The 25,606-nt window shown below is 71.9% G+C and carries 21 protein-coding genes, 2 tRNA genes and 2 pseudogenes; 15 read left to right on the top strand and 10 right to left on the bottom strand.

Annotated elements, in window-relative coordinates; all coding sequences use genetic code 11:
- Nucleotides 1-7 precede the first annotated feature (7 nt).
- The 3 genes from PH203_RS26490 (at nt 8) to PH203_RS26500 (ending at nt 2,629) form a co-directional block, all read left to right on the top strand.
- A tRNA-Asp gene (locus PH203_RS26490) sits at nt 8-79 on the top strand.
- Between the two features lie 31 nt (nt 80-110).
- Entirely contained in the window at nt 111-1,442 is a 1,332-nt protein-coding gene (locus tag PH203_RS26495) for an SDR family oxidoreductase (protein ID WP_289923005.1), read from the top strand.
- The gene (locus tag PH203_RS26500; RefSeq protein WP_289923006.1) at nt 1,439-2,629 is read left to right on the top strand and encodes a ribonuclease inhibitor; all 1,191 of its coding nucleotides are present in this window, start codon (nt 1,439-1,441) and stop codon (nt 2,627-2,629) included. Before PH203_RS26495 ends, PH203_RS26500 begins: the two co-directional genes overlap by 4 nt.
- Before the next feature lie 80 nt (nt 2,630-2,709).
- Here the strand turns inward: PH203_RS26500 and PH203_RS26505 are convergent, their stop codons facing one another.
- Complete coding sequence (locus PH203_RS26505; RefSeq protein WP_289923233.1) at nt 2,710-4,479, bottom strand: AAA family ATPase; 1,770 nt, start codon at nt 4,477-4,479, stop codon at nt 2,710-2,712.
- A complete protein-coding gene (locus tag PH203_RS26510) occupies nt 4,479-5,885 on the bottom strand; it encodes a hypothetical protein (protein WP_289923007.1) in 1,407 nt (468 codons plus the stop codon). Before PH203_RS26510 ends, PH203_RS26505 begins: the two co-directional genes overlap by 1 nt.
- Nucleotides 5,886-5,975: 90 nt before the next feature.
- On the opposite strand from PH203_RS26510, the gene PH203_RS26515 reads away from it, so the two are divergent.
- Nucleotides 5,976-6,051: transfer RNA gene (locus PH203_RS26515), tRNA-Trp, on the top strand.
- A gap of 2 nt (nt 6,052-6,053) precedes the next feature.
- Here the strand turns inward: PH203_RS26515 and PH203_RS26520 are convergent.
- The 4 genes from PH203_RS26520 to PH203_RS26535 form a co-directional block, all read right to left on the bottom strand.
- A complete protein-coding gene (locus PH203_RS26520; protein WP_289923008.1) occupies nt 6,054-6,893 on the bottom strand; it encodes a hypothetical protein in 840 nt (279 codons plus the stop codon).
- Nucleotides 6,894-7,051: 158 nt separating this feature from the next.
- A complete protein-coding gene (locus tag PH203_RS26525; RefSeq protein ID WP_289923009.1) occupies nt 7,052-8,026 on the bottom strand; it encodes an acyl-ACP desaturase in 975 nt (324 codons plus the stop codon).
- A gap of 229 nt (nt 8,027-8,255) precedes the next feature.
- Entirely contained in the window at nt 8,256-9,032 is a 777-nt protein-coding gene (gene ddaH, locus PH203_RS26530; RefSeq protein WP_289923010.1) for a dimethylargininase, read from the bottom strand.
- Between the two features lie 239 nt (nt 9,033-9,271).
- Complete coding sequence (locus PH203_RS26535; RefSeq protein WP_289923011.1) at nt 9,272-10,894, bottom strand: ABC-F family ATP-binding cassette domain-containing protein; 1,623 nt, start codon at nt 10,892-10,894, stop codon at nt 9,272-9,274.
- Nucleotides 10,895-11,227: 333 nt separating this feature from the next.
- On the opposite strand from PH203_RS26535, the gene PH203_RS26540 reads away from it, so the two are divergent.
- A complete protein-coding gene (locus PH203_RS26540; RefSeq protein WP_289923012.1) occupies nt 11,228-11,887 on the top strand; it encodes a GPP34 family phosphoprotein in 660 nt (219 codons plus the stop codon).
- A 103-nt stretch (nt 11,888-11,990) separates the two neighbouring features.
- Nucleotides 11,991-12,876: pseudogene (locus PH203_RS26545) on the top strand (isocitrate lyase/phosphoenolpyruvate mutase family protein).
- A 33-nt stretch (nt 12,877-12,909) separates the two neighbouring features.
- Here the strand turns inward: PH203_RS26545 and PH203_RS26550 are convergent.
- Nucleotides 12,910-13,323, bottom strand: coding sequence for an SsgA family sporulation/cell division regulator (locus PH203_RS26550; RefSeq protein ID WP_289923013.1), 414 nt, complete (start codon nt 13,321-13,323; stop codon nt 12,910-12,912).
- A 301-nt stretch (nt 13,324-13,624) separates the two neighbouring features.
- On the opposite strand from PH203_RS26550, the gene PH203_RS26555 reads away from it, so the two are divergent.
- Together PH203_RS26555 and PH203_RS26560 are read left to right on the top strand one after the other, a co-directional pair.
- On the top strand, nt 13,625-14,734 hold the full coding sequence (locus PH203_RS26555; protein WP_289923234.1) for an oxidoreductase: 1,110 nt from the start codon (nt 13,625-13,627) through the stop codon (nt 14,732-14,734).
- Nucleotides 14,735-14,782: 48 nt separating this feature from the next.
- Nucleotides 14,783-15,109 carry a plasmid stabilization protein gene (locus PH203_RS26560; protein ID WP_289923014.1) on the top strand — a complete coding sequence of 109 codons (327 nt, stop codon included), beginning with the start codon at nt 14,783-14,785 and terminating at the stop codon, nt 15,107-15,109.
- 4 nt (nt 15,110-15,113) lie between these two features.
- Here PH203_RS26560 and PH203_RS26565 read toward each other — a convergent pair whose 3' ends face one another.
- Nucleotides 15,114-15,410 carry a YciI family protein gene (locus PH203_RS26565; protein WP_289923015.1) on the bottom strand — a complete coding sequence of 99 codons (297 nt, stop codon included), beginning with the start codon at nt 15,408-15,410 and terminating at the stop codon, nt 15,114-15,116.
- A gap of 37 nt (nt 15,411-15,447) precedes the next feature.
- Here PH203_RS26565 and PH203_RS26570 point away from each other — a divergent pair.
- Both PH203_RS26570 and PH203_RS26575 read left to right on the top strand, forming a co-directional pair.
- Nucleotides 15,448-16,128, top strand: a pseudogene (locus tag PH203_RS26570) (endonuclease V); the annotation flags it as partial.
- A gap of 494 nt (nt 16,129-16,622) precedes the next feature.
- The gene (locus tag PH203_RS26575; protein ID WP_289923016.1) at nt 16,623-16,784 is read left to right on the top strand and encodes a hypothetical protein; all 162 of its coding nucleotides are present in this window, start codon (nt 16,623-16,625) and stop codon (nt 16,782-16,784) included.
- A 7-nt stretch (nt 16,785-16,791) separates the two neighbouring features.
- Here the strand turns inward: PH203_RS26575 and PH203_RS26580 are convergent, their stop codons facing one another.
- Nucleotides 16,792-17,970 (bottom strand): saccharopine dehydrogenase NADP-binding domain-containing protein, encoded by a 1,179-nt coding sequence (locus PH203_RS26580; protein WP_289923017.1) that lies wholly within the window; start codon nt 17,968-17,970, stop codon nt 16,792-16,794.
- 192 nt (nt 17,971-18,162) lie between these two features.
- On the opposite strand from PH203_RS26580, the gene PH203_RS26585 reads away from it, so the two are divergent.
- The 5 genes from PH203_RS26585 to PH203_RS26605 all read left to right on the top strand — a co-directional run bounded on the left by PH203_RS26585 (nt 18,163) and on the right by PH203_RS26605 (nt 24,884).
- Nucleotides 18,163-19,359, top strand: a complete 1,197-nt coding sequence (locus PH203_RS26585) for a CaiB/BaiF CoA-transferase family protein (protein ID WP_289923018.1) — start codon at nt 18,163-18,165, stop codon at nt 19,357-19,359.
- Complete coding sequence (locus PH203_RS26590) at nt 19,356-20,498, top strand: acyl-CoA dehydrogenase family protein (RefSeq protein ID WP_289923019.1); 1,143 nt, start codon at nt 19,356-19,358, stop codon at nt 20,496-20,498. Before PH203_RS26585 ends, PH203_RS26590 begins: the two co-directional genes overlap by 4 nt.
- 34 nt (nt 20,499-20,532) lie before the next feature.
- Nucleotides 20,533-21,747, top strand: a complete 1,215-nt coding sequence (locus PH203_RS26595; RefSeq protein ID WP_289923020.1) for an acetyl-CoA C-acetyltransferase — start codon at nt 20,533-20,535, stop codon at nt 21,745-21,747.
- Between the two features lie 51 nt (nt 21,748-21,798).
- Nucleotides 21,799-23,994 carry a 3-hydroxyacyl-CoA dehydrogenase NAD-binding domain-containing protein gene (locus tag PH203_RS26600; protein WP_289923021.1) on the top strand — a complete coding sequence of 732 codons (2,196 nt, stop codon included), beginning with the start codon at nt 21,799-21,801 and terminating at the stop codon, nt 23,992-23,994.
- 152 nt (nt 23,995-24,146) lie between these two features.
- Nucleotides 24,147-24,884, top strand: a complete 738-nt coding sequence (locus PH203_RS26605) for an SDR family NAD(P)-dependent oxidoreductase (protein WP_289923022.1) — start codon at nt 24,147-24,149, stop codon at nt 24,882-24,884.
- On the opposite strand, the gene PH203_RS26610 is transcribed toward PH203_RS26605, so the two are convergent.
- The gene (locus PH203_RS26610; protein ID WP_289923023.1) at nt 24,861-25,586 is read right to left on the bottom strand and encodes a MerR family transcriptional regulator; all 726 of its coding nucleotides are present in this window, start codon (nt 25,584-25,586) and stop codon (nt 24,861-24,863) included. The two genes, PH203_RS26605 and PH203_RS26610, sit on opposite strands and share 24 nt — an antisense overlap.
- Nucleotides 25,587-25,606 lie beyond the last annotated feature (20 nt).

Here is a 25,606-nt window from a genome sequence, read left to right on the forward strand (position 1 = left end):
CGTGCGGGGTCCCGTAGAGCAGAGGCAGACTCGCCGCCTTGTCAGGGCGGATACGCCGGTTCGAATCCGGTCGGGACCGCGGTACGGCGGACACGGGGCGGGGACGGCACATGGGTGAGGCGATCAGCGAGGTGGAACTGGCCGCCTTCCACCAGGTCGTGGGCAAGCTGCGCGAGCTGCCCGTCGACGACCCCGTACGGCTGACCGCCGAGCAGGTTGCCGCCTCCTTCGCCCGCGACGGACGGCTGCGCCGGCGCAAGGCGCGGGGCGCCGAGGCGTCCGCGGCCGACGCGCAGGTCATGGCGGCGACGGCGACCGGCGCCCTTCAGCGGCGCGAGGACGCACCGCTGGCACCGTCGGCCGGAACGTCCGGCGTCTTTCGCAAGCCCCGCACCTGCTATGTCTGCAAATCGCCCTATCGAGAGGTCGATTCCTTCTACCACCGGCTGTGCCCGTCCTGCGCCGCCGACAACACCGCCCGCCGCGCCCTGAGCACCGACCTCACCGGCCGCCGTGCGCTCCTCACCGGCGGCAGGGTGAAGATCGGGTTCCAACTGGCCCTGATGATGCTGCGGGACGGCGCCGAGCTGCTGGTCACCTCCCGCTTCCCGCACGACACCGTGCGCCGCTTCCGCGCCGAACCGGGCAGCGAGAAGTGGCTCGACCGGCTGACCGTGCTCGCCGTCGACCTGCGCGACCCGCGCCAAGTCCTCGGCCTGGGCGAGGAGTTGCGGCAGGAGGGCGAGCCGCTGGACATCCTCGTCAACAACGCCGCCCAGACGGTGCGCAGACCGCCGGAGTCGTACGCGCTGCTCGCCGCCGGGGAGTACGAGGCGCTGCCCGAGGGCGCCCGGCAGGCACCCGGGTTCACGCCGATGCGGATGCTGGAGAGCGGGGCCGCCTCCCTTCCTGTCGCCCTGCGCGAGGCCGACGAGGCGGGGCTGCTGCCCGACCCGTCCCCGGAGAACTCCTGGTCGGCCCGGCTCGGGGCCCTCGACCCCGCCGAGGTGCTGGAGACCCAGCTCGTCAACGCCCTCGCCCCGGCCCTGCTGTGCGACCGGCTGCTGCCCCTGCTGCTCGCCTCGCCGCATCCGCGCCGGTACGTCGTCAACGTCACCGCCGTCGAGGGCCGTTTCGCCGTCCGCAACAAGATGGCCGGCCACCCCCACACCAACATGGCCAAGGCCGCCCTCAACATGCTCACCCGCACCAGTGCCGCCGAACTCGCCGAGCAGGGCGTCCACATGTGCGCCGTCGACACCGGCTGGATCACCGACGAGAACCCGGCACCGAAGAAGGCTCGGATGGCACAGGCGGGTTTCCGTACGCCCCTGGACATCGTGGACGGCGCGGCGCGCGTGTACGACCCGATCGTGCGGGGTGAGGCGGGGGACCCGGTGGCCGGGGTGTTCCTCAAGGACTACCGGGAGGCGCAGTGGTGACACCGGATGACGAGCGAGCGGCGAGCGGGTTCGCCGGTGTGCCGTCCGTCGTGCCGCGTCCGGTCGCCGAACTCGCCCCGCTGCTGGACTGGTTGCGGGCCGGGCGCCCCGCCGGGGAGCGCCTCGACTTCCCCGCCGGTACGGCGTTGCCCGACGGACGCCTCGACCTGTGCAAACAGGAACTGGGCGCCGAAGGCGCGGCTCTCGTGGCCGAGGCACTGGGCCAAGGCCCCTCTCCCGTACGCCACTTGCTGCTCGGCACGGACGGACTGGGCGACGCCGGAGCGGCCGCCGTGGCCGGGGCGGGCGAGGACGTCGAGACGCTCTACCTCGGCTGCAACGGCATCACCGCGGGCGGCGCCTGCCGCATCGCCGACCAGCTGCGCGCCTCGCCGCAGGTCGTGACGGGGGTGTGGCTCAAACGCAACCCGCTGGGCTCCGGGGGAGGGCGGGCGGCGGCCGAACTCATCGAGTCGGCACGGTCCCTGCGCACCCTCGACCTCGTCCAGACCGGCCTCGACGCGACCGGCGCCGTCGCCCTCGCCGACGCACTGAAGGCGGCCGCCGGCAACGGGCGCCGTATCGAGCGGCTCTTCGTCGGCGGCAACCCGCTGGGGGAGGGGGGAGCGGAGGCACTCGGCGCGGTCGTGACGGCGGGCGCGATCGACGAACTGTACGTCTCCGCCGCCCGGTTGGGGGACGCCGGTGCGCTCCGCCTCGCCGCCGCCCTGGAGCGGGCACCGCACGGCCGGCTCACCCGGCTGGCCGTCGCCAGCAACGGCATCGGACCGCAGGCCGCCGCCCGGCTGGTGACGGCGGCCACCGCGGCCGGGGTCACACTGCTGGACCTCGGCCGGGTGCGCGCGGCGGCGGTCCTGGGCGCGGCGGACAACCGCGTCGACCTGGCCGCCGCCGGGGCGATGGCCGAGACCCTGGCGGGTGCCGAGCACCGTCTGACCCACCTCGTCCTCACCCACACCGGCATGCGCAGCCGCGAGGCCCACCGCTTCCTCGACACCGCCCCGCACGCCGTCACGGCCACCCGCTTCGTCCTCGGTCAGGGGATCGCCGCCAGCGTCAAACGCCGCCTGGAGGCGCTGAGCGCCCATGTCCCGCCGCCCGCGGTGCCGGCCGACGTGGCGGCGGTACGCAGCGTGCACCGGACCGCGGGGCGGGGCGAGGGGTGAGGGCGGCGGTCGCGAGGCGGACGCAGGTCGGCCGCTGACGGAGCCGTCGCCGCCCGCCGCGACAGACACCCCTCCCCGTATCAGCGCCGCATCCCCACGAACACCTCCGTCCAGAACCGCTGCTGCCGCTCCGACGCCCCCACGAGATACGTCGCCCGCAGCTTGGCCGGCAGCAGCGCCACCAGCCGGGCCACCACCGTGCGGTGCTTCTTGAGCTGGGACAGCTCCGCGTTGGCGAGGATCTGGTGGACGACGTCACTGTCGTCGCCGCCCTCGGCGGAGTGCGCGGCGGCCCGGCGCAGTCGCTCCTCCCACGCGTCCGCGTCGCGGGCGAGCTCGCGCAGGCCCGTGACCTGGCGGCCCTTCAGACGGTCGACGAGGGCCGTCAGAGGCACGGGCGCGTACTCGCCGTCGCCCAGATACACCGTGCCCATCTCCAGGGGCAGCCCGCGCCGGTGCAGCTTGATGAGCCGCTCCAGGGTGCGCTTCGTGATCCAGGCCCGCCCGTCGTCGTCGATGTCGTGCTTCCACCACTCCAGGACCGTCTCGGCGTCGGAGCCGTAGCGGGCCAGCAGCCACTCGTTGGCCGGGATGTCCTCGGGCCGCACCTCCAGCGAGGCCGTGAAGCGGGTCGCCTGCGCGATGTTGTTCCGGGACACCAGCAGCTTGCGGCCCAGATGGTACGGCGGGTTCTGCACGGCTATCTGGGCGCGCAGGTTCTCGATCCGCTGCCCGGCCAGCGACCACTCCTGGGTGATCTCCATGAGCTTGGCGAACGCGGCCCTGTCCTTGGGCCGGTTGTACTCGTCCCACACGATCGCCTTCGGCTCGGGCCCCGTGAAGTGCATCGCGAGCAGATTGTCGAGGGTGCCCTCCGCCGACGGGACCGGCGCGCACAGGTCCTCGACGTTCGTCACCGGCAGCGAGAAGTACAGCGCGTCCCGGCCGAGCCCCTCGCGCACTGTCTCCCGCACGAGCTCCGTCTTGCCGCAGCCGGGCGGGCCCTGCAGCAGCACCGTCCAGCGGTTGCGCAGCGCGGCGCGCACGACCTGGCGCACCGGGTCCGCGATCGTCGACGGATTGGCCACGCCGACCGCCTCGGCGATCCGGTCCAGGATCTCGTGCGTACGGTTCTGGCCGGGCTTGCCGTCCGGCCCGGGCTCGGCCAGGCGCAGCCGGTCCCCGTCGACCAAAGGCAGTCCCCAGCGCAGCGGGAAACCCTCCCTGGCGTTGGCCAGGACGTGGTCGAGTGTGCGCGGGGAGAGCAGCTCGCGCAGGGCGGGGGAGAGCGACGCCCACAGCGAGAACACCGGACGCAGGTCCCACGGGCGGTACCGGGCCGCCAGATGCCGGCGCCAGGACGTGTCGTCGGCCGTGATCCGCAACGTGACCATGCGGTCCAGGAGCGCCAGGTCGCCGCGCCGGGCCGAGGTCTCCGACAGCGACTCGTTGTCCGTCAGGAACACGCCCACGCAGCCGAGCGCGCGCAGATCGTGCTCGCCCAGCGTCCAGTTGCAGGCGATCTGCATCAGCTGCGACTGGATCGTGTCGCCCGCCTGCAGCGAGTCGTCGATCAGCAGCACGAACGGCGTGCCGGGCTTCAGCCGGCTCATCACCAGCTGGCGCAGCACCAGTTCACCGCTCAGCGGGTCGCGCACCGGCGCGTTGACGAGCAGGTCGTCCGGCGTCAGATTCGCCGCCGGGACGTACACCAGCGTCGTGTCCGGGTACGCCTGCGCGATGTGCGAGAAGAACGTCGCCGTCTTGCCGATGCCGTGCTCGCCGAAGATCTGACCCGTCTGCCCCATGTCGATCATCGCGTCGATGAAGGACTCCAGCCGCGAGCCCATCACCGCGATCCCGTGGTCACGCGATGGCAGTCCATCGCGGGTGTGTGCCTCTCGGGCCATTCGTCGCCGCCCTCCGTGATCAGCCAGATCCACTTCTCCGGCTCGGCGGGCGTGATCGGGGGCGCATATCCGTCGGTGAGGACGACGACAGCGTCCGGCTTCCCGTCGAAACGGCGCCCGTTCACCTCCGTGCGGCCCTCCACGTAGTCCGCGACCGCCTGGAAACTCGTCCCGCCACCGCCGTACACCCGCTCGCCGGGCACGAAGGGCATCACGAAGGCGTCGAAGGACAGCCAGTGCGCCGCCACCCCGTCGATCCGGCCGACCAGTTCGGTGAGCCATGTGATCACCTGATGCGGCATCGAGCCCGAGGTGTCGTACGCGATGACCAGCACCTTGTCCCGCACCGGGCCGCGGCGCGCCAGCATCGGGTCCTGGCCGAGGGCCGCGAGCAGCGCACCGCGCTTCTTCGGGTACACCAGCCGCTCACCGTCGCGCAGCCGGGAGCCGAGAACGTCGACCAGCCAGCGCTGCCACCAGTGGACCGTACGCGTGCGCGTGGTCTCGCCGCGCAGCATGCCCGCGCCCAGGGTTCCCCAGATCCGGGCCGCCCGGGCGCCGCCGTCCTGGGTGCGGTCCATCAGGTCGAGCAGCTCCCGCTCCGCGCCCGCGTGCCCGCGCCGGGCCGCCAGCAGGGAGTTGAGCAGCGCGGAAGAGGTCACCGCGTCGATGGTCTCCTGGTCGGCCGGGACCGGGTGGCCCTCGGCCAGATGCACGCACAGCCGGCGCTCCGGGACCGGCGGACGGTGCATCCGCTTGAGTTCGCCGTGCACCCGCAGGTCCGTCTCGGTGAACGTCTCGTACGACACCGGCTCCAGGCCGTGCGCGGTGAGGTCCGCGCGGTAGCGCTCGTACACCTCGCGGGGGTCGACGCCCGTGGGGCGGCCGTCCAGCAGGGGCAGTTCCGCCCGGTCGAGCCGCACCAGGGCGACATGGTTGATGGACACCTCGGCGGCCAGCTCGAAGACCGGGTCGTCGCGCAGCTCGGGGTCGGCGAACAGATGCCGGTGCACGAGGTGCCGGGCCTCGTGGAACAGCACGAACTTCACACCGTCCAGGCCGAGTCCGACGAAGAAGTCCGGGTTGAACAGCAGCAGACAGGTGCCGTCGCCGGACGCCACCACGGCCGCCGTGTCGATCGCGGTCGTCGGGATCTGGTGACGGCACTTGGCGTACAGCCAGGACGCCACCGCCGACTCGGTGAGCCCGAAGTCCAGCAGCGCGGCCTCCTTGAGCCGCCGCGCCTCGGCAACCACCCCCGGATCAGCCGGGCGGTACGCCTCCAGCGCCCTGCGGTCGGCGAGGTCCACCACCGGGGGACGCCGCCCCCGCTCTCCGTACGCCATCTCGTGCCCCCCGTACTGAACTTCCCCCGTGCCCCATTGGTACCAGGGCCCACTGACATCGGGCCAAGGCATTACGATCTGGCGTCAAGGGCGGGGTCGTAGCGCAGAGGCAGGCGCACCGGACTCCAGATCCAGAACACGCTGGTTCGAATCCAGCCGCCCCGCCCCCTACACGATGGCGCCCGCGGTCACCACCAGCTCGGGCGCGGTCCCGTGGAAGGTCTCCAACAGCTGGGCCAGCACGGCCCACGCCTCCTCGCGGTCGCCCAAGTGCTCCCGGACGAGCGGGCGAAGAGCGTCCTCGGCCTCCTGGACACGTGCCGGGAACAGCACATGTCCCATCGCGAGCACTTCCAGGACGCGGACGGCCGGCTTCTCGGACATCACGTACTCGGCGGGACCGTCGTACACGCCCGCCCGGCGAAGCCGGTGCGTGAACTTGGCGTGCGCGCCGAAGCCCTTCCGTATCTGCGGCGGGCAGTCCGGGCGCACGGACAGCGCCCAGCGCGCGTAACCGGGCAGCGGACGCTCGCCGTCCGCCTCGCCGACCGTCCGCCAGTCGTCCCGGGTGAGCACCATGGACGCGGCGGCGCGCCCCGCCTCCATGGAACCGACCTCGCGCAGACTGCCCACGAGTCCGTGACGGACGTAGCTCTCGGGGATCTCGGGTTCCGTACCCGACAGGGGCCTGTCGACCCGTAGGGTTCCGGTCCGGCCGGGGCCGAAGGGCACACCGCGCGCGATGGCCCTGCGCAGCCCGGCGTCGGCCGGTATGTGGCGCCACACCAAGGCGTTGAGGCCGGGATCGTCGTTCTCGAGGATCCACAGGGTCACGGAGCCCGGCAGATGCGTCGCCCACGTCCAGGCCCGCCGCACCCGCTCCGTGGTGACCCCGGGCTGCTCGGGCGAGGGCAGCCCGGCACGCGCCCGCACCCGCTCGGCGGTTTCCCCGTCGACGAGCCCGAGCAGAAACCCGACCGCCTGCTCCACCCTGCTGTTCTGCCGCATGGCGGCATGATGCCGCAGGCCAGGGCCGCACCGCAGTGGAAATATGGGCAAAGGAAATAACGTGACCCAGCTGCCGTCAGCTGGCCACCGGAAAGACGACCGACCCGCACCTGGCGGATGCCGCGGTGCGGGTCGGTCCGGTGAAACGCCGGCCGGCGTCAGCCCGCTGCGCGGGCCGCCATCCGCGCCTTGCGCGCCGCCAGCTTCTCGTCGAACTTCAGGGCCTCGGCGTCCAGGCCGCCCATGAACATGCCGAGTTCGTCCTGGGCCTGCTGACCCTCCGGGCCGAGGCCGTCGATCTCCATGACCTTCAGGTGGCGCAGGACGGGCTGGAGGACGTCGTCGTGGTGGATGCGCATGTTGTAGACCTCGCCGATGGCCATCTGCGCGGCGAACCGCTCGAAGCCGGGCATCCCGTGGCCGGGCATGCGGAAGTTGACGACGACGTCGCGCACGGCCTGCATGGTGAGGTCGGGGGCGAGTTCGAAGGCGGCCTTGAGCAGGTTCCGGTAGAAGACCATGTGCAGGTTCTCGTCGGTCGCGATGCGCGCGAGCATGCGGTCGCAGACCGGGTCGCCGGACTGGTGGCCGGTGTTGCGGTGCGAGATACGGGTCGCGAGCTCCTGGAAGGCGACGTAGGCGACCGAGTGCAGCATGGAGTGGCGGTTGTCCGACTCGAAGCCCTCGCTCATGTGCTGCATGCGGAAGGCTTCGAGCTTGTCCGGGTCCACCGCGCGGGAGGCGAGGAGGTAGTCGCGCATCACGATGCCGTGCCGGCCCTCCTCCGCGGTCCAGCGGTGCACCCAGGTGCCCCAGGCGCCGTCGCGGCCGAAGAGCGAGGCGATCTCGTGGTGGTAGCTGGGGAGGTTGTCCTCGGTCAGCAGGTTCACGACGAGGGCGATCCGGCCGATCTCGGTGACCTTGGACTGCTCCTTGTCCCAGGCCTCGCCGTCCTCGAAGAAGCCGGGGAAGTTGCGGCCGTCCGACCAGGGCACGTACTCGTGCGGCATCCAGTCCTTGGCGACCTTCAGGTGCCGGTTGAGCTCGGTCTCGACGACTTCCTCCAGCGCGTACAGCAGCTTGGCGTCGGTCCAGACGGCGGGGCTGCCGAGGTGAGGGGAAGTGATCGTCACGGGAACTCCATGGGGACGCGTAACAAAGCGGAACAAACCGGCGGAGCGGATGCCGGAGCGGTTGCCGGACTCTGCGGAACTTACGAGAGCGTAGGCTACGAACCCGTAGGTTACGAGACCGTAGGTTAAGCGCGATGTAAAGATCCCTGTTCAGCCCGGGTGCCCGGGTATGCCGAAAAGCCCCAGGACCCGCAGGTCCCGGGGCTGAACGGGTGGTCCGCTCACTCGGTCAGGTGTACAGCTCCCGCATCCGGACCGAGAGACATGTCACACATCCTTCGAGCTTCTCGAACTCGCTGATGTCGACGACGACCGGGTCGTGCCCGAGATCGGCGAGCAGATCGGCCGTCTTGGGCGCGCTCGCGGAGATGAGCAGCTTGTGGCCGCCGAGCAGCACCACATGGCCGCCGGCCTCCTCCGGCACCGACAGGAAGCGCGGGAAGAGCGAGGGCCGGTCGATCACCGGGATGTGCCCGATGACGGTCCCGTCGGGCAGTGCCGTCACCGCCGACTTCAGATGCAGCACCTTGCTCACCGGCACCGCGACCACGCGCGCGCCGAGCGGCTCGAAGGCGGCCCGCAGCTGCTGGACCCCGGCCGCGTTGGTGCGCCCGCCGCGACCCACGTAGATCGTGTCGCCGACCTTCAGGACGTCACCGCCGTCCAGTGTGCCCGGCTCCCAGATCCAGTTCACCGAGCAGCCGAGCGAGGCCACCGCCTCCTCGACCCCGGCGGTCTCCGCGCGCCGCGACTCGGCGCCGGGCCGGGTGATCAGCGCCACGTTCTTGTACATGACGACCGTGTCCTCCACGAACACCGCGTCCGGGCAGTCGTCGGCCGGGTCCACCTCGACCGTCTCCCAGTCGTGCGCACGCAGGGCCTCGACGTACGTCTCCCACTGTTCGAGCGCGAGGTCGGGGTCGACCTTCTCGCGCTCGATGTGCGTCAGCAGGCCTTCGGCGAGGCGCGGGCTGGGGCGGCGGACGAGGGCCTTCTTGCTGGGCACGAGGTACTCCGTAACGGCGGCAGGGACGGTGCCCCGGAAAAGCGGCACCGGTCAGCCATCATGCAGGCCGGGCCCGCGCGCACAAAACCCCCGTCGTCAGGCTGTGGCCCTCCTGAGATACGCGCCGGTAACCGAGCGCGGTGCCGCCCCCGTTCCCGGGGGCGGCCCTCCGAAGATCATCCGTCGTGCTCCGTCACCCCGGTGATGGTGACGGTGACGAGGCCGGGCGGCGCCCGGCGCTAGGCGGGATACCCGACCGCTTCCGGCGTGGTTTCCTGCAGTTCTCCGTCCAGCAGCAGCCAGCGGGTGATGCCGATCGACTCCAGGAACGGCAGATCGTGGCTGGCCACGAGCAGCGCCCCCTCGTACGACTCCAGGGCGGTCCTCAGCTGCCGGACGCTGGCCATGTCGAGGTTGTTCGTCGGCTCGTCCAGCATCAGCAGCTGAGGTGCGGGCTCGGCGAGCATCAGCGCGGCCAGGGCCGCCCGGAAGCGTTCGCCGCCGGAGAGCGTCGCCGCCTTCTGGTCGGCGCGGGCGCCCCGGAACAGGAAGCGGGCGAGCCGGGCCCGGACCCGGTTGTTGGTGGCGCCGGGCGCGAACCGGGCCACGTTCTCGGCGACCGACAGCTCGGGGTCGAGCACGTCGAGGCGCTGCGGCAGGAACCGCAGCGGGACATGCGCCGTCGCCTCGCCCGCCACCGGCTCCAGCTCCCCGGCGATCGTCCGCAGCAGTGTGGTCTTGCCCGCGCCGTTGCGCCCGATCAGCGCGATCCGCTCCGGACCGCGCAGGTCGAAGCCGCCCTTCACCTCCGCGCCGTACGCCAGTTTCAGGTCCATCAGCGTCAGGACGTTCCGGCCCGGCGGTACGGCCGTGTACGGCAGGTCGACACGGATCTCGTCGTCGTCCCGTACGGCCTCCACCGCCTCGTCGAGCCGTTCCCTCGCCTCGGCGAGCCGTTCCTCGTGCATGATGCGGTGCTTGCCCGCGGACTCCTGTGCCGCGCGCTTGCGCGCCCCCATGACGATCTTCGGCTCGCGCTTCTGGTCCCACATCTTCTGCCCGTACCGCTTGCGGCGGGCCAACTTCATCTGGGCGTCGGACAGTTCGCGCTTCTGTTTCTTGAGGTCCGCCTCGGCGACCCGCAACATCCGCTCCGCCGCCTCCTGTTCGATCGCGAGCGCCTCCTCGTAGGCGGAGAAGGTGCCGCCGAACCAGGTGACCTCGCCGGAGCGCAAGTCGGCGATCTGGTCGACCAGGTCCAGGAGTTCGCGGTCATGGCTGACCACGACCATCACGCCCGGCCAGGACGCGACGGCCGCGTAGAGCCGCCGGCGGGCGTACAGGTCGAGGTTGTTGGTCGGCTCGTCCAGCAGCAGTACGTCCGGTCGGCGCAGCAGCAGCGCGGCCAGCCGCAGCAGCACCGACTCGCCGCCGGACACCTCGCCGATCGTGCGGTCCAGCCCGATGTCGCCGAGGCCGAGTTCGCCGAGCGTGGCCAGGGCGCGTTCTTCCACGTCCCAGTCGTCGCCGACGGTCTCGAAGTGTTCCTCGGCCACGTCACCCGCCTCGATGGCGTGCAGCGCGGCACGCTGCGCGGCGATGCCGAGCGCCTCGTCGACCCGGATCGCGGTGTCGAGCGTCACGTTCTGCGGGAGGTAGCCCACCTCGCCGGCGACGCGCACGGCGCCGTCGGCCGGGGCGAGTTCACCGGCGATCAGCTTCAACAGGGTTGATTTTCCCGACCCGTTGACTCCGACAAGGCCGGTACGGCCCGGGCCGAAGACGATGTCGAGGTCCTCGAAGACGGGGGTGCCGTCGGGCCAGGTGAAGGAGAGGGAGGTGCAGGTGATGGAAGTAGACATACGGGCCTCGCGGTTGCTCGATGCGACAGGGGGCAAACGCGTGTCGAGACACCTGCGACCGAGGGGGAGCCGGGCTCCGCGGGCATATGGGCCATGGCCGGCACGTCGGCTGTGGCGCGCATGAGATAAGGCCCTGCACCGGAGGACGGCTCGAACGCCGAGGTCGCACGCAGCGCACACACACGTGTGGTGTGTGACGCGGTGTCTCAGGACCTCAGACGAGCAACGTCCTTCTCCAATCGACGGCAACAGGACCGTCGTCAACGGTAGGAGGGGGGCGCGAAGGCTGTCAACGAATTAACGTGAGACCCGATCGCACCTCTAGGAGGCCCCGTGCCCAACGGCTCGCTGTCGCTGCCCGCCCGGCTCTACCTGCTGGCCTGGGACACCACGAGGAACGAGCTCACCGGCACGGCCCATCCCCACCATCTGGTGCGGGCCGGGGCGCTTGCCGAGCTGGCCCAGCGCGGGCTCCTCGTCGACGACGACGGCATCGCCACCCCGGCCGACATGGACTCCCGTACGGGGGACGCCGTCCTCGACGGGCTCCTGGAACTCGTACGCGAGTCCCTGCCGCACCGGTGGCGGAGCTGGGTGCCCTTGCATGCGCGGGTGACGCTGGAGGCGGTGCGGGAGCAGCTGGCCGCGGAGGGGTGTCTGCGCGTGGAGAAGCGGCGGGCGCTCGGGCTCTTTCCGACGGTGGAGTACGCGTTGGAGCGGGTTGCCGTCGTGGACGCGTTGGGCGAGGAGGTGCGGCAGGTTCTCGACGGGCCCGTGCGACCGGCGGAGGTCTCCGACCGGGACGCGGCCGTGGTCGTCCTCGGGGTCGCGGCGGAGCTGCGCGCGCTGGTGGCCCGCAAGGAGCGGGGACAGCACAAGGAGCGGTTGGCGGAGCTGGCCGAGCGCAGTGGGGCGGCGGGGCCGGCTGTGCGGAAGGTCATGGCCGAGCTGTGTTCGGCGTTGTCCGCCGCTGCTGCGCCGACGGGGGTGTGAGGCGGTGGGGGTCTGAGGCAGTGGGGGTCTGAGCCGGGCGGTCCCACGTTCACGTCGGATTCCTGCCGGACCGGCGCGGCCCCGCGCTGCTTCAGTGGCCGTCGTGACGAACCGGACCTCCCTGCGCACCTCCCTCCGCGACCGCGCCCTTGCCTTCCGCGCCCTGCACGTCCCGGGGCGGCCGCTCGTCCTGCCGAACGCCTGGGACACCGCGAGTGCCCGCCTCGTCGAGGACGCCGGTGCCGCCGCCGTGGCGACGACCAGCGCGGGGCTCGCCTGGGCGCTGGGCGCGGCGGACGGTGACCGGGTGGACCGGGACATGGCGCTCGGCGTCGTGGCCGGCATCGTGGCAGCCGTCGGCGTACCCGTCACCACGGACATCGAGAGCGGTTACGCCGGGACGGCGGAGGGCGTCGGTGCCACCGTGCGCGCGGTGCTCGCCGCGGGCGCGGTCGGAGTGAACGTCGAGGACGCCCTGTACGAGGAGGGCACGGGACCGCTGCGGACCGTCGCCGAGCAGGCGAGCGAAGCGAAATGGGGGTCCCCCGGACGGAGTCTGGGGGAGGATCGCCGCCGCCCGCGAGGCCGCCGACGCGGAGGGTGTCCCGCTGTTCATCAACGCCCGCATCGACACGTTCCTGCGGGGCGCCGGGGGAGTGGACGAGACGTTGGAGCGGGCCGCCGCCTTCCGAGCCGCGGGCGCCGACGGGATCTTCGTCCCCGGGGCCGTCGACCCGGGAACGGTGAAGCTGCTCGTCGACGGTATTGATGCCCCACTGAACGTCATGGCCGGCCCGGGCGCACCGCTGGTCGTGGACCTGGCGGCGCTCGGCGTCGCGCGCGTGAGTGCCGGTTCGGGCATCGCGCAGGCCGCGCACGGCCTGGTGCACCGCGCCGCACGGGAGCTGCTGGAGTCGGGCATGTACGAGGCTCTGGAGGGGGGCCTCGGTTACGGGAGCCTCAACGACCTGCTGGGAACGGTGCGGTGAGACACCCGAGGGGCGCGGGGCCGTGCCGATCGCCTACGCGTCCCGCATGAGCTCCGCGAGCTGCTGGTCCAGGTCGAGCTGCAGATGCTCCAGCCCCACCGGCACCAATTCGGCCGTCGCCTGCAGGAACCGCCGGACCTCGCCGGTGCGGACGTGCACGACGGCCGTCCCCTCGGGTGCGTGGAACTCCAGCACGGTGCGGTCGTACCCGTACGGCCGCACCCGCACGTCCCCGTGGCCCTCGGCGCTCTCCAGTCCCGCGGTCAGCAGTTCGCGGGAGAACGTCCAGCACACCTCGACGCCCTCCAGCGTGGCCGGCGCCGGGAAGGTCATGCGGATGGCGAAGGGGTCACGGCGGTCGTAGTGCAGCTTGGCGGGAATGCTCGGCATCCGCGGCGCGGCGGCGACGAGACGGGCTTCAACGGGCTGCTCGATGACGGTGGACAACGCGTTGCTCCCTCGTGACGGCTGGACTGGCTTACCGGTCGGATGAGGCCGGGCACTGGTAGAGACGTCGGAATCGGCCGATCCGTGTACACGAAAGTCGAGTGACCTCGGTCACCGTTTTTCATGCACGGATGTGACGTGGTCGTCTTCCTGTGGTCCGAACGCCACTTGTGGCGAGGGCGGCCCCGGGCGAGGGCGGTCTGGACGATCACGGGTGCGTGGGCTAGCTTCGCCCGCCATGAGGCGCTTGGGGATCACGCGACGCACGGCACGCACGGCACGCACGGAACGCATGAGACAGATGGCACGCCAGGGACGGACGGCACCCGGGGGACGTACGGGAAGGCGGGTCGTCGCGGGCGTGGCGTGCGCGGCGGCGCTGGCCGCGCTGACGGCGGTACCCGCACAGGCGACCGGATCGGCATCGGCGCAGCGCGCACCGCACTGGGAGCTGAAGGACAGCGGCACCCCGGAGGTGCGCTTGCGGGGGCTGTCCGCCGTCAGCCGGACCACCGCGTGGGTCTCCGGCACCCAGGGCACCGTCCTGCGCACCACGGACGGCGGCGCGACCTGGCGGAACGTCTCGCCGCCCGGCGCGGGCGAGCTGCAGTTCCGGGACATCGAGGCGTTCGACGCGCGGCGGGCCGTCGTGCTGGCGATCGGCGAGGGCGAGGCGTCCCGGGTCTACCGGACCGATGACGGCGGGGCGACCTGGACCGAGTCCTTCCGCAACACCGACGCCCGGGCCTTCTACGACTGCCTCACCTTCTTCGACCGCAGGCACGGTCTGGCGATGAGTGACCCGGTGGACGGGAAGTTCCGCATCCTGTCGACGAGCGACGGCGGCCGTTCCTGGAAGGTGCTGCCGGACGAGGGCATGCCGGCCGCCCTGGAGGGCGAGGCCGGTTTCGCGGCGAGCGGTCAGTGCCTCGTCAGTTCCGGCCCGAAGGACGTCTGGCTCGCCACCGGCGGAGCGGCACGCGCACGCGTGCTGCACTCCGCCGACCGGGGCCGCACCTGGACGGCCACGGACACGCCGATTCCCGCCGGCGACCCCGCCAAGGGCGTCTTCGCGCTCGCCTTCCGCGACCGCACCCACGGTCTCGCGGTCGGCGGCGACTACCGGGCCGACCAGGCGTCCCCGCAGGCCGGCGCCGTGACGCGGGACGGCGGCCGCACCTGGCGGCCCGCCGCCACACCGCCGCCCGCCTACCGCTCGGGCGTCGCCTGGCTCCCGCACAGCCGCACCGCCGCCCTCGCGGTCGGCCCCACCGGCACCGACCTGACGACCGACGCGGGCCGCACCTGGCGCACGGTCGACAGCGGCTCGTACGACACCGTCGACTGCACCGCAGACCTCGGCTGCTGGGCGGCGGGGGAGAAGGGGCGCGTGGCCCGGCTGGAGAGCTGATCCGGAATGTGGGTACCCGGTCGCCGAGCGCGAGAGGAGTGAGCCCACATGCCACGTGGTTCGAGCCCGAAGAGGGAACGGCAGTACGAGCACATCAAGCAGAGCGCGAAGGACCGGGGCGAGAGCAGCAAGCGCGCCGAGGAGATCGCCGCGCGGACGGTCAACAAGGAACGCGCCCGTTCGGGGGAGTCGAAGACGGCGAGCCGCACCTCGACCCAGGACATGTCGTCCGGGAAGAGGGGCGGCCGGCGCTCCGGGAAGGGCTCCCAGGGTCCGACCTACGACCAGCTCTACGAGGAGGCCAAGCGCCGCAACATCAGCGGCCGTTCGGACATGAACAAGAGCCAGCTGAAGCGGGCGCTGGGCGGCAGTTGAGGCTTCAGGAAGGCGACTCGCGGTACCGGTCGAGCTCCGGCGCGGTCTTCGTCGCGGCGAACTCGGTGACGCGGTAGGCGCAGACGCCGGCCGTCACGAACGGGTCGGTCGCGGCGATCGCCTCGATCCGCGCGCGGTCCTGCGCGACGGCGAGGATCACCCCGCCGTCGCGGGGGTTCTTGCGCCCCGAGGCGAGGAACACGCCCTGGGCGTACTGCTCGTCGAGCCACGCCACATGCGCCGCAAGAACGGCGTCGACCTGATCGAGCGGGGCGGTGTAGGTCAGTTCCAGTACGAACATGATCGCGAGCCTATGCCGACGTACGCTCATGGCCATCATGACGACCGTAAGCATTCCCGCGGGCTGGCCCGCGACCGAGGAGCAAGCCCGCGCAGTCCAGGACGAGTTGCGGACGAAGGTGGTGCTGGACGAGCCCGGCCCGCCGCCGGGCACCGGGCACGTGACCGGGGTCGACGTGGCGTACGACGACGAGCGGGACGTCGTGGCGGCGGCAGCAGTCGCCCTGGACGCGGCGACCCTCGACGTCGTGGCCGAGGCCACGGCCGTGGGCCGCATCTCCTTCCCGTACGTCCCGGGCCTGCTGGCCTTCCGTGAGATCCCCACGGTCATGGCCGCGTTGGCCGCCCTGCCGTGCCCGCCCGGCCTGGTCGTCTGCGACGGCTACGGCCTTGCCCACCCCCGCCGCTTCGGCCTGGCGAGCCACCTGGGCGTCCTCACCGGGCTCCCCACGATCGGCGTCGCCAAGAACCCCTTCACCTTCACGTACGACGATCCCGCCGCCCCGCGCGGGAGCGCCTCCCCGCTGCTCGCGGGCACCGAGGAGGTCGGCCGGGCCCTGCGCACCCGGGACGGCGTCAAGCCCGTCTTCGTCTCGGTCGGGCACCGGGTGAGTCTGGACGACGCCTGCGCCCACACTCTGGCGCTGACCCCTGAGTACCGTCTCCCGGAGACGACCCGCCGCGCTGACGCGCTGTGCCGACGGGCGCTGAAGGAGGCGATGCGGGTCGCGGACCCGCAGGCACGACAGGCCGCGCGGTACCCCGACAGGAGCTGGGGGCGCGCCGTCTACGAGCGGCAGGCCGACCCCGTCGGCTGGGCGGGCCGGGTCCTGGCGGCCGTCGCACAGGGGCCGTACCGGACACCTGAGGTCGAGGCCGCGCTCGCCCTCGCGGGTGACCGCGACCGGTGGTGCCGGGGCCGCGAGGTGTTCGACCAGGTCCGTGCGGGCACCCCGTGCGAAGGGCTCACGGAGGAAGGGCAGTTGGTGTACCGCCTCGCCGAGATCGTCGCCAAGGTGGCCCACAACGCGGCCGGGCCCGCGCCGTACTTCGATCACCACGCCGGCTGGACGATCGGCCCCCTCGCACACCGGATCACCGCCGACGACCCCGCACTGCGCGCGAGCGTGGACGCCGTACTGGGTGGCTGAGTACCCGATCTGAGTATCCGTACGGATGTGGGCGCCCCGCGGTGATCGGCAGGCTGTGCCCCATGACGACGCACCGTATGCCCCGCCACCGCTCCCCGAAGCCCCTCACCGACCCCAACCGCCCTGTCGAGCGGGCCGTGATGGCCGCGCTCGTCCTGGCCGTGCTGGCGGGGCTCGCGTGGATCTGCGGGATGATCTACACCGTGGCCACGTGGCCTCTGTAGCGGCGGGTCAGCGGCTCCTGGCCACCCGGAAGACGATTCCCGCGTGCCGCAGCCGTTCGATCAGGGCGTCGCCCATGGCCACCGCCGTGGTGACCTGACCGGACGTCGGGGGGAGGTCGTCGAAGGCCAGGGACAGGGCCGCCTCGGCGAAGATCTTCGCCGTCTCGTCGTAGCCCGGGTCACCGCCCGCGACCTCGGTGAACACCTGGCGGCCGCCGCCCTCGCCGACGAAGCGGACCTTGAACCAGCTCTTGGCGCGCTTCTCGGCGCTCGGACCGTCCCCGGGCTTGAGCCGGTCCGACAACCAGCGCCGCGCGGGCGGCAGTTGGGCCGCCGCGAACAGCGCGCCCGCGGCCGCGACCCCGCCCACGGCGATCGGCAGCCGGCGCACGGCCGCGTAGTGGCGGTAGCGGAAGTCGGGGCCGAAACGTTCCAGCGCCCGGGCCGACCGGCCCACGATCTGCGCGTCGATGGTCGGCAGCGGCAGCGCCCACGCGTCGACCTCCCCGACGTACCGCGGCGCGCCGTTCGGTGTGGACGCCCGGCGCCCCACCAGACGCGGCTCGTGCCGTCCGCGGTCCCGCGCGGCGGCGATCATCTGCCGGCCGCGCGCGAACTGGTTCAGCGCGGAGGCGAAGGTGCCCCCCGAGAAGGTCGCGTCCACCGTCACGAACCCGTCCACCCGCAGCGGCACCCCCTCCGGCAGCTGCCGCACCGTGAAGTACACGCCCAGGTCGTGCGGCACCGAGTCGAAGCCGCACGCGTGCACCAGCCGCGCACCCGTCTCACGCGCGCGTGCGTCGTGCCGGACGTACATCCGGTCCACGAACTCCGGCTCACCGCTGAGGTCCAGATAGTCCGCCCCGGTCTCCGCGCAGGCCGCGACCAGCTCCTCGCCGTACGTCACATAGGGACCGACAGTCGTGGCCACCACGCGCGCGTGCCCGGCCAGCGCCCGCAGCGAGGCCGGATCCGACACGTCCGCCCGCAGCACCCCGATCTCCGCGCCGCCCGGCAGCCGTTCCCGCAGGGCCCGGAGCTTGTCCTCGCTGCGGCCGGCGATCGCCCAGCGCAGCCCCTCGGGCGCGTGGGCCGCGAGGTACTCCGCGGTGAGCGTGCCCACGAACCCGGTGGCTCCGAAGAGCACGATGTCGTACGGACGGTCCGCCCTGTTCAGCCTGCTCATGACACCCCTCGGTTCCGCACCACGCGCCGTTGTCGGTGGCCGAGGCTAGCGTGAGGGGTGCGGAGCCGCCCTCGCGGGGCGGGGTGAACGGTGATTGTCTAAGCGCTTGCTCGCTGAAGGTCTTGTGCCGAGTGGAACGGGTTCTTAGCATCGCTGGTGTTACATCGGTTGTGTCACGCCAATGGGGGCTGGATGACAACGGCAACGAGGCCGGGGCAGGGCCCGCTCACCGGCGTGCGCGTACTGGAGCTCGCCGGTATCGGACCGGGCCCGTTCGCCGCCATGCTCCTCGCCGACCTCGGCGCCGACGTCGTCCGCGTGGACCGGCCCGGCGGCCCGGGACTCGCCATCGACCCCGCCTTCGACGTCACCAACCGCAACAAGCGCTCGGTGATCATCGATCTCAAGGCCCCGGACGGCGCCGCGCGCGTCCTCGACCTCGCCGAACGCGCCGACATCCTCATCGAGGGCTACCGCCCCGGGGTCGCCGAGCGCCTCGGCATCGGCCCCGAGGCCTGCCACGCGCGCAACCCGAGGCTCGTCTACGGCCGCATGACCGGCTGGGGGCAGGACGGCCCGCTCGCCCGGCGCGCCGGGCACGACATCGCGTACATCGCCCTCACCGGCACCCTCGGCATGATCGGCGCCCCCGGTGAACCCCCGCCCGCCCCCGCCAACCTCCTCGGCGACTACGCGGGCGGCTCCCTCTACCTCGTCGTGGGCGTCCTCGCCGCCCTCCACCACGCGCGCGCCACCGGCACCGGACAGACCGTCGACGCCGCCATCGTCGACGGCACCGCCCACCTCTCCGCGATGATCCACGGCATGCTCGCCGCCGGCGGCTGGCAGGACCGCCGCGGCGCCAACCTCCTCGACGGCGGCTGCCCGTACTACGGCACGTACGAGACCGCCGACGGCAGGTACATGGCGGTCGGAGCGCTGGAGCCGCAGTTCTACGACGAGTTCGTACGCCTCCTCGACCTCGCGGAGCACTCCGGCGCCCGCAAGGACTGGACCCGCTGGGGCGAGCTGCGCGAGGCCGTCGCCGCCCGCTTCAAGTCCCTTACCAGGGACGAGTGGACGTCCCTCTTCGACGGCACGGACGCGTGCGTGGCGCCCGTACTGTCCCTGCGCGAGGCCCCGCACCACCCCCACCTCGCCGCCCGCGGCACCTTCACCGACCACGACGGCCTCACCCAGCCCGCACCCGCCCCGCGCTTCTCCGCGACCCCGACCGCCGTACGCACCGGCCCCGCCCAACCCGGCGCGCACACCGGCGACGTGGCGCACGACTGGGACGTACCCGATCTCCTGAAGGGCCGCGAACCGGACGGCCCCGCCACCCAGGGCGCCGGTCCGGACGGCCCCGCACCGAAGGGCCTCGCATGAAGCGGCAGATCTTCGCCCCCGAGCACGACGCGTTCCGCGAGACCGTGCGCGCCTTCCTCGCAAGGGAGGTGGAGCCGCACTACGAGCAGTGGGAGAAGGACGGCATCGTCTCCCGCGAGGCCTGGCGCGCGGCCGGCAAGCAGGGGCTCCTCGGGCTCGCCGTGGACGAGGAGTACGGGGGCGGCGGCACCGCCGACTTCCGCTACAGCGCCGTACTCGCCGAGGAGTTCACGCGCGCGGGCGCGCCCGGGCTCGCGCTCGGACTGCACAACGACATCATCGGGCCGTATCTGACCGGCCTGGCCACCGAGGAGCAGAAGCGGCGCTGGCTCCCGGGCTTCTGCGACGGCACGCTCATCACCGCCATCGCCATGACCGAGCCCGGCGCCGGCTCCGACCTCCAGGGCATCCGCACGCACGCCGAGGACCGCGGCGACCACTGGGTCCTGGGCGGCTCCAAGACCTTCATCTCCAACGGCATCCTCGCCGACCTGGTGATCGTCGTCGCCAGGACGACACCGGAAGGCGGCGCGCACGGTCTGTCCCTGCTCGTCGTCGAGCGCGGCATGGCGGGCTTCGAGCGCGGCCGCAACCTCGACAAGATCGGCCAGAAGGCCCAGGACACGGCCGAGCTGTTCTTCCACGACGTGCGTGTGCCCAAGGAGAACCTCCTCGGGCAGCTGAACGGCGCGTTCGTCCACCTGATGACCAACCTCGCCCAGGAGCGCCTGAGCATCGCCGTCTCCGCGATCGCCGCCGCCGAACACCTCCTGGAGATCACCACCGCGTACGTCAAGGAGCGCGAGGCCTTCGGCCGCCCGCTCGCCGCCAAGCAGCACATCCGCTTCGAGGTGGCCGAGATGGCCACCGAGTGCGCCGTCACCCGCACGTTCCTCGACCGCTGCATCGAGGACCACTCGAACGGGGAACTCGACGCCGTCCACGCCTCCATGGCCAAGTGGTGGGCGACCGAGCTGCAGAAGCGGGTCGCCGACCGGTGCCTGCAACTGCACGGCGGCTACGGCTACATGAGCGAGTACCCCGTCGCCCGGGCCTTCACGGACGGCCGTATCCAGACCATCTACGGCGGCACGACCGAGATCATGAAAGAGATCATCGGCCGTTCCCTGCTGGGCTGACCCTCACCCTCGACCACCCCCGAAAGGCTTCCTCGTGAGCACCGAAGCGTACGTGTACGACGCGATCCGCACCCCGCGCGGCCGCGGCAAGGCGAACGGCGCCCTGCACGGCACCAAGCCCATCGACCTGGTCGTCGGACTCATCCACGAGATCCGCAGCCGCTTCCCGGACCTGGACCCGGCGGCGATCGACGACATCGTCCTCGGCGTGGTCGGCCCGGTCGGCGACCAGGGCTCCGACATCGCCCGGATCGCCGCAGTGGCCGCCGGACTCCCCGACACGGTCGCGGGCGTGCAGGAGAACCGCTTCTGTGCCTCGGGACTGGAGGCCGTCAACATGGCCGCCGCCAAGGTCCGTTCCGGCTGGGAGGACCTCGTCCTCGCGGGCGGCGTCGAGTCCATGTCCCGGGTGCCGATGGCCTCCGACGGCGGCGCCTGGTTCAACGACCCGATGACCAACCTGAACGTGAACTTCGTGCCGCAGGGCATCGGCGCCGACCTCATCGCCACCATCGAGGGCTTCTCGCGCCGGGACGTCGACGAGTACGCGGCGCTCTCGCAGGAGCGGGCGGCGACGGCCTGGAAGGAGGGCCGCTTCGACCGTTCCGTCGTGCCGGTCAAGGACCGCAGCGGCCTCGTCGTCCTCGACCACGACGAGCACATGCGCCCCGGCACCACCGCGGACTCCCTCGCGAAGCTCAAGCCGTCCTTCGCGGACATCGGCGACCTCGGCGGCTTCGACGCGGTGGCCCTCCAGACGTACCACTGGGTCGAGAAGATCGACCATGTCCACCACGCGGGCAACTCCTCCGGCATCGTGGACGGCGCCTCGCTGGTCGCCATCGGCTCCAAGGAGGTCGGCGAGCGGTACGGGCTCACCCCGCGCGCGCGGATCGTGGCCGCGGCCGTCTCCGGCTCCGAGCCGACCATCATGCTCACCGGCCCCGCCCCGGCCACCCGCAAGGCGCTCGCCAGGGCGGGCCTGACGATCGACGACATCGACCTGGTGGAGATCAACGAGGCATTCGCGGCCGTGGTGCTCCGCTTCGTGAAGGACATGGGCCTGTCGCTGGACAAGGTCAACGTCAACGGCGGCGCGATCGCCCTCGGTCACCCGCTCGGCGCGACCGGCGCGATGATCCTCGGCTCGCTCGTCGACGAACTGGAACGCCAGGACAAGCGCTACGGCCTCGCCACCCTCTGTGTGGGCGGCGGCATGGGCATCGCCACCATCGTCGAGCGCATCTGACCCCCTCCCGACGGATACGACGGATCAACGGATCACACGGAGAACCTCCACATGAGCACTCAGTCCACGACCATCCGCTGGGAGCAGGACCGCGAGGGCGTCGTCACCCTCGTCCTCGACGACCCCGACCAGTCCGCGAACACCATGAACCAGGCGTTCCGCGACTCCCTCGCGTACGTCACCGACCGCCTGGAGGCCGAGAAGGACTCCATCCGCGGCATCATCCTCACCTCCGCCAAGAAGACCTTCTTCGCGGGCGGCGACCTGCGCGACCTGATCCGGGTCACCCCGGAGACCGCGCAGGAGCTGTTCGACGGCGGCATGGCCATCAAGCGCAACCTGCGCCGCATCGAGACCCTCGGCAAGCCGGTCGTCGCCGCGATGAACGGCGCGGCCCTGGGCGGCGGTTACGAGATCGCGCTGGCCTGCCACCACCGCATCGCCCTCGACGCGCCGGGCTCCAAGATCGGCTGCCCCGAGGTCACGCTCGGCCTGCTGCCCGGAGGCGGCGGCGTGGCCCGCACGGTCCGCCTCCTCGGCATCGCCGACGCGCTGCTGAAGGTGCTGCTCCAGGGCACCCAGTACAGCCCGCAGCGTGCCCTGGACAACGGCCTGATCCACGAAGTGGCCGCCACCCAGGAGGAACTGCTCGCCAAGGCCCGCGCCTTCATCGAGGCCAACCCCGAGTCCCAGCAGCCCTGGGACAAGCCGGGCTACCGCATCCCCGGCGGCACCCCCGCCAACCCCAAGTTCGCGGCGAACCTCCCCGCCTTCCCGGCCAACCTGCGCAAGCAGACAGGCGGCGCGCCCTACCCGGCGCCGCGCAGCATCCTCGCCGCCGCGGTCGAGGGCGCCCAGGTCGACTTCGAGACCGCGCAGGTCATCGAGGCCCGCTACTTCGTCGAACTCGCCGCCGGGCAGACCTCGAAGAACATGATCCAGGCGTTCTTCTTCGACCTCCAGGCCGTCAACTCCGGCGCCAACCGCCCCAAGGGCATCGAGCAGCGCTTGGTCCGCAAGGTCGCCGTGCTGGGCGCCGGGATGATGGGCGCCGGTATCGCGTACTCGTGCGCCCGCGCGGGGATCGACGTCGTCCTGAAGGACGTGACGGCGCAGGCGGCGGCCAAGGGCAAGGCGTACTCCGAGAAGCTGTGCGCGAAGGCCGTGAGCCGGGGCCGTACGACGCAGGCGAAAGCGGACGAGCTGCTGGCCCGCATCACGCCGACCGCCGACCCCGCCGACGTGGCCGGCTGCGATGCGGTGATCGAGGCCGTCTTCGAGAACCCCGAGCTCAAGCACAAGGTGTTCCAGGAGATCCAGCACATCGTCGCGCCGGACGCGCTGCTGTGCTCCAACACCTCGACCCTGCCGATCACCGCCCTGGCGGAGGGCGTCGAGCGCCAGGCCGACTTCATCGGACTGCACTTCTTCTCGCCCGTCGACAAGATGCCGCTCGTCGAGATCATCAAGGGCGAACGGACGGGGGAGGAGGCCCTCGCGCGCGCCTTCGACCTGGTCCGGCAGATCAAGAAGACACCGATCGTGGTCAACGACTCGCGCGGCTTCTTCACCTCCCGCGTCATCGGCCACTTCATCAACGAGGGTGTGGCGATGGTCGGCGAGGGCATCGAGCCCGCCTCCGTCGAGCAGGCGGCGGCACAGGCGGGGTACCCGGCGAAGGTGCTGTCCCTCATGGACGAGCTCACCCTCACGCTGCCCCGGAAGATCCGCAACGAGTCCAAGCGGGCGGTCGAGGAGGCGGGCGGGGTGTGGCCCACGCACCCCGCGGAGGCCGTGATCGACCGCATGGTCGACGAGTTCGGGCGTACGGGACGCAGCGGCGGCGCGGGCTTCTACGACTACGACGAGACCGGCAGGCGCGCGGGCCTGTGGCCGGGCCTGCGCGAGCACTTCACCCGGGAAGGCGCCGGGATCGCCTTCGCGACCGTGCCCTTCAAAGACATGCAGGAACGCATGCTCTTCTCCGAGGCCCTCGACACGGTCAAGCTCCTCGAGGAAGGCGTCCTGACCTCCGTCGCCGACGCCAACATCGGCTCGATCTTCGGCATCGGCTTCCCGGGCTGGACCGGCGGCGTGCTGCAGTACATCAACGGATACGAGGGCGGCCTCCCCGGTTTCGTGGCACGCGCGCGTGAGCTCGCCGAGCGGTACGGGGACCGGTTCACGCCGCCCGCGCTGCTGGTGGAGAAGGCGGAGAAGGGGGAGACGTTCACCGACGCCCGGTGACGGCATCGGCCGACACCCGGTGACGTACCGCTGAGCGACACGTCACGCTTGCTCCTCGGGGGACGGTGCCCCGACGCCGGCCCGCGAACCGGCCCCGTCCCCACCGAGGTTGCGCTCTTGCCCACCGCCTGACGGGTCATCACACTCGCCCCATGGAGACACGTACCGCCCTGGTGACCGGAGCGGCACAGGGCCTCGGGCAGGAGTTCGCCGTAGCGCTGGCCGGGCGCGGCTACCGGGTCGCGGGCCTCGACCTGGTGCCGCAGCCGCGGACCGCGGCGAAGATCCTCGACTATGTGGAGCTGGTCGGCGACGTCACCGACGAGGAGGCCATAGAGGCCCAACTGGAGCGGCTGATCGACCGGTTCGGCACCCTGCACGTCGTCGTCAACAACGCCGGCGTCCGCCCCTCCAAGCCCTTCGAGGAGACCACCGCCGAGGACTGGCGCCGTGTCATGCGCGTCAACCTGGAGGGGCCGTTCCTGGTGACACAGGCGGCCCTGCCGTATCTGAAGGCGGCCGGATGGGGCCGTATCGTCAACATCGCCTCCGCGGCGGTCTTCACGGCACCGCCCACGATGGTCCCCTACGTCGCCTCGAAGATGGGCCTCATCGGCTTCACCCGCGCCCTCGCCGCCGCGCTCGCCCCGTACGGCATCACCGCCAACGCCATCGCCCCGACCATGCTCCGCACCGCTGTCGCCACCGCCACCGCCGAGCACACGGCCGGCGCGGACGGCGGCTTCGAGTCCGTACGCGCCGGACAGGCCGTCGCCCGCACCCAGGAACCGGCCGACCTGGTCTCGACGCTGCTGTACGTGGTCGACGAGGGCAGCGGCTTCCTGACCGGCCAGACCCTCAACGTCTCAGGAGGATCCGCCTACTTGTGACGAGATGGGGATCCACTGGCTGAGCTCCTCCTTCAACGACCGCTGGAACGTGGTCAGCAGCGCCTGCACCACGATCGGATGCATGTGCGCGGACAGCGACTTCACATCCTGTGCGGCCCGCTCCGACACCTCGCCCCGGAACAGCTCCGCCAACTCGTGCGCCGCGGCCCGCGAATGCTCGACGAGCACGCTGCGCGCGGCCAGGATCGACTCCAACGACAGGGGCACGTCCAGGAGTTGGACCCCGAGCCGCAGCAGCGCCGAGTCGAAGCCGTACCCGTCGCCGTCCGGCCGTACGACGGTCATCGCGGCCAGCCGCTCCAGGTCCACGTCGCTCAACGCCCGCCCCGCCCGCTGCTCCAGCTCCTCGCGGGTGGCCGTCTCCGCGGTGTCCGGCGCCCAGGAGGCGACGACCGCGCGGTGGATCGCGAGGTCGTGCGGGCTGAGGTCGGGCGGCAGCTGCCGCAGATACCGCTCGATCGCGGAGAGGGTCATCCCCTGGTGCTGGAGCTCCTCGATCAGCGCCAGCCGGGCCAGATGCTCCCCGCCGTAGTGCCCCACCCGCCGCGGACCGATCACCGGCGGCGGCAGCAGCCCCTTGGTGCCGTAGAAGCGGACCGTGCGGACCGTGACGCCCGCCCGCGCGGCCAGCTCGTCGATCGTGAGGACGGTCGCGTCGGTCCCGGTGGATTCGGTCGTCATGTGCAGCAGTATCGCTGTCT

Origin of the sequence: Streptomyces sp. S.PB5 (assembly GCF_030403745.1) — a bacterium.
In the GTDB taxonomy this organism is placed as follows: domain Bacteria; phylum Actinomycetota; class Actinomycetes; order Streptomycetales; family Streptomycetaceae; genus Streptomyces.

Excerpts from the sequence above, each read along its gene's own strand:
- PH203_RS26610 (WP_289923023.1), bottom strand. The coding sequence starts at position 25,586 with ATGACGACCGAATCCACCGGGACCGACGCGACCGTCCTCACGATCGAC.
- PH203_RS26555 (WP_289923234.1), top strand. The coding sequence starts at position 13,625 with ATGGCACGCCAGGGACGGACGGCACCCGGGGGACGTACGGGAAGGCGG.
- PH203_RS26560 (WP_289923014.1), top strand. The coding sequence starts at position 14,783 with ATGCCACGTGGTTCGAGCCCGAAGAGGGAACGGCAGTACGAGCACATC.
- PH203_RS26535 (WP_289923011.1), bottom strand. The coding sequence starts at position 10,894 with ATGTCTACTTCCATCACCTGCACCTCCCTCTCCTTCACCTGGCCCGAC.
- PH203_RS26600 (WP_289923021.1), top strand. The coding sequence starts at position 21,799 with ATGAGCACTCAGTCCACGACCATCCGCTGGGAGCAGGACCGCGAGGGC.
- PH203_RS26590 (WP_289923019.1), top strand. The coding sequence starts at position 19,356 with ATGAAGCGGCAGATCTTCGCCCCCGAGCACGACGCGTTCCGCGAGACC.
- PH203_RS26565 (WP_289923015.1), bottom strand. The coding sequence starts at position 15,410 with ATGTTCGTACTGGAACTGACCTACACCGCCCCGCTCGATCAGGTCGAC.
- PH203_RS26510 (WP_289923007.1), bottom strand. The coding sequence starts at position 5,885 with ATGGCGTACGGAGAGCGGGGGCGGCGTCCCCCGGTGGTGGACCTCGCC.
- PH203_RS26495 (WP_289923005.1), top strand. The coding sequence starts at position 111 with ATGGGTGAGGCGATCAGCGAGGTGGAACTGGCCGCCTTCCACCAGGTC.
- PH203_RS26585 (WP_289923018.1), top strand. The coding sequence starts at position 18,163 with ATGACAACGGCAACGAGGCCGGGGCAGGGCCCGCTCACCGGCGTGCGC.
- PH203_RS26580 (WP_289923017.1), bottom strand. The coding sequence starts at position 17,970 with ATGAGCAGGCTGAACAGGGCGGACCGTCCGTACGACATCGTGCTCTTC.
- PH203_RS26520 (WP_289923008.1), bottom strand. The coding sequence starts at position 6,893 with ATGCGGCAGAACAGCAGGGTGGAGCAGGCGGTCGGGTTTCTGCTCGGG.
- PH203_RS26505 (WP_289923233.1), bottom strand. The coding sequence starts at position 4,479 with ATGGGCTCGCGGCTGGAGTCCTTCATCGACGCGATGATCGACATGGGG.
- PH203_RS26575 (WP_289923016.1), top strand. The coding sequence starts at position 16,623 with ATGACGACGCACCGTATGCCCCGCCACCGCTCCCCGAAGCCCCTCACC.
- PH203_RS26605 (WP_289923022.1), top strand. The coding sequence starts at position 24,147 with ATGGAGACACGTACCGCCCTGGTGACCGGAGCGGCACAGGGCCTCGGG.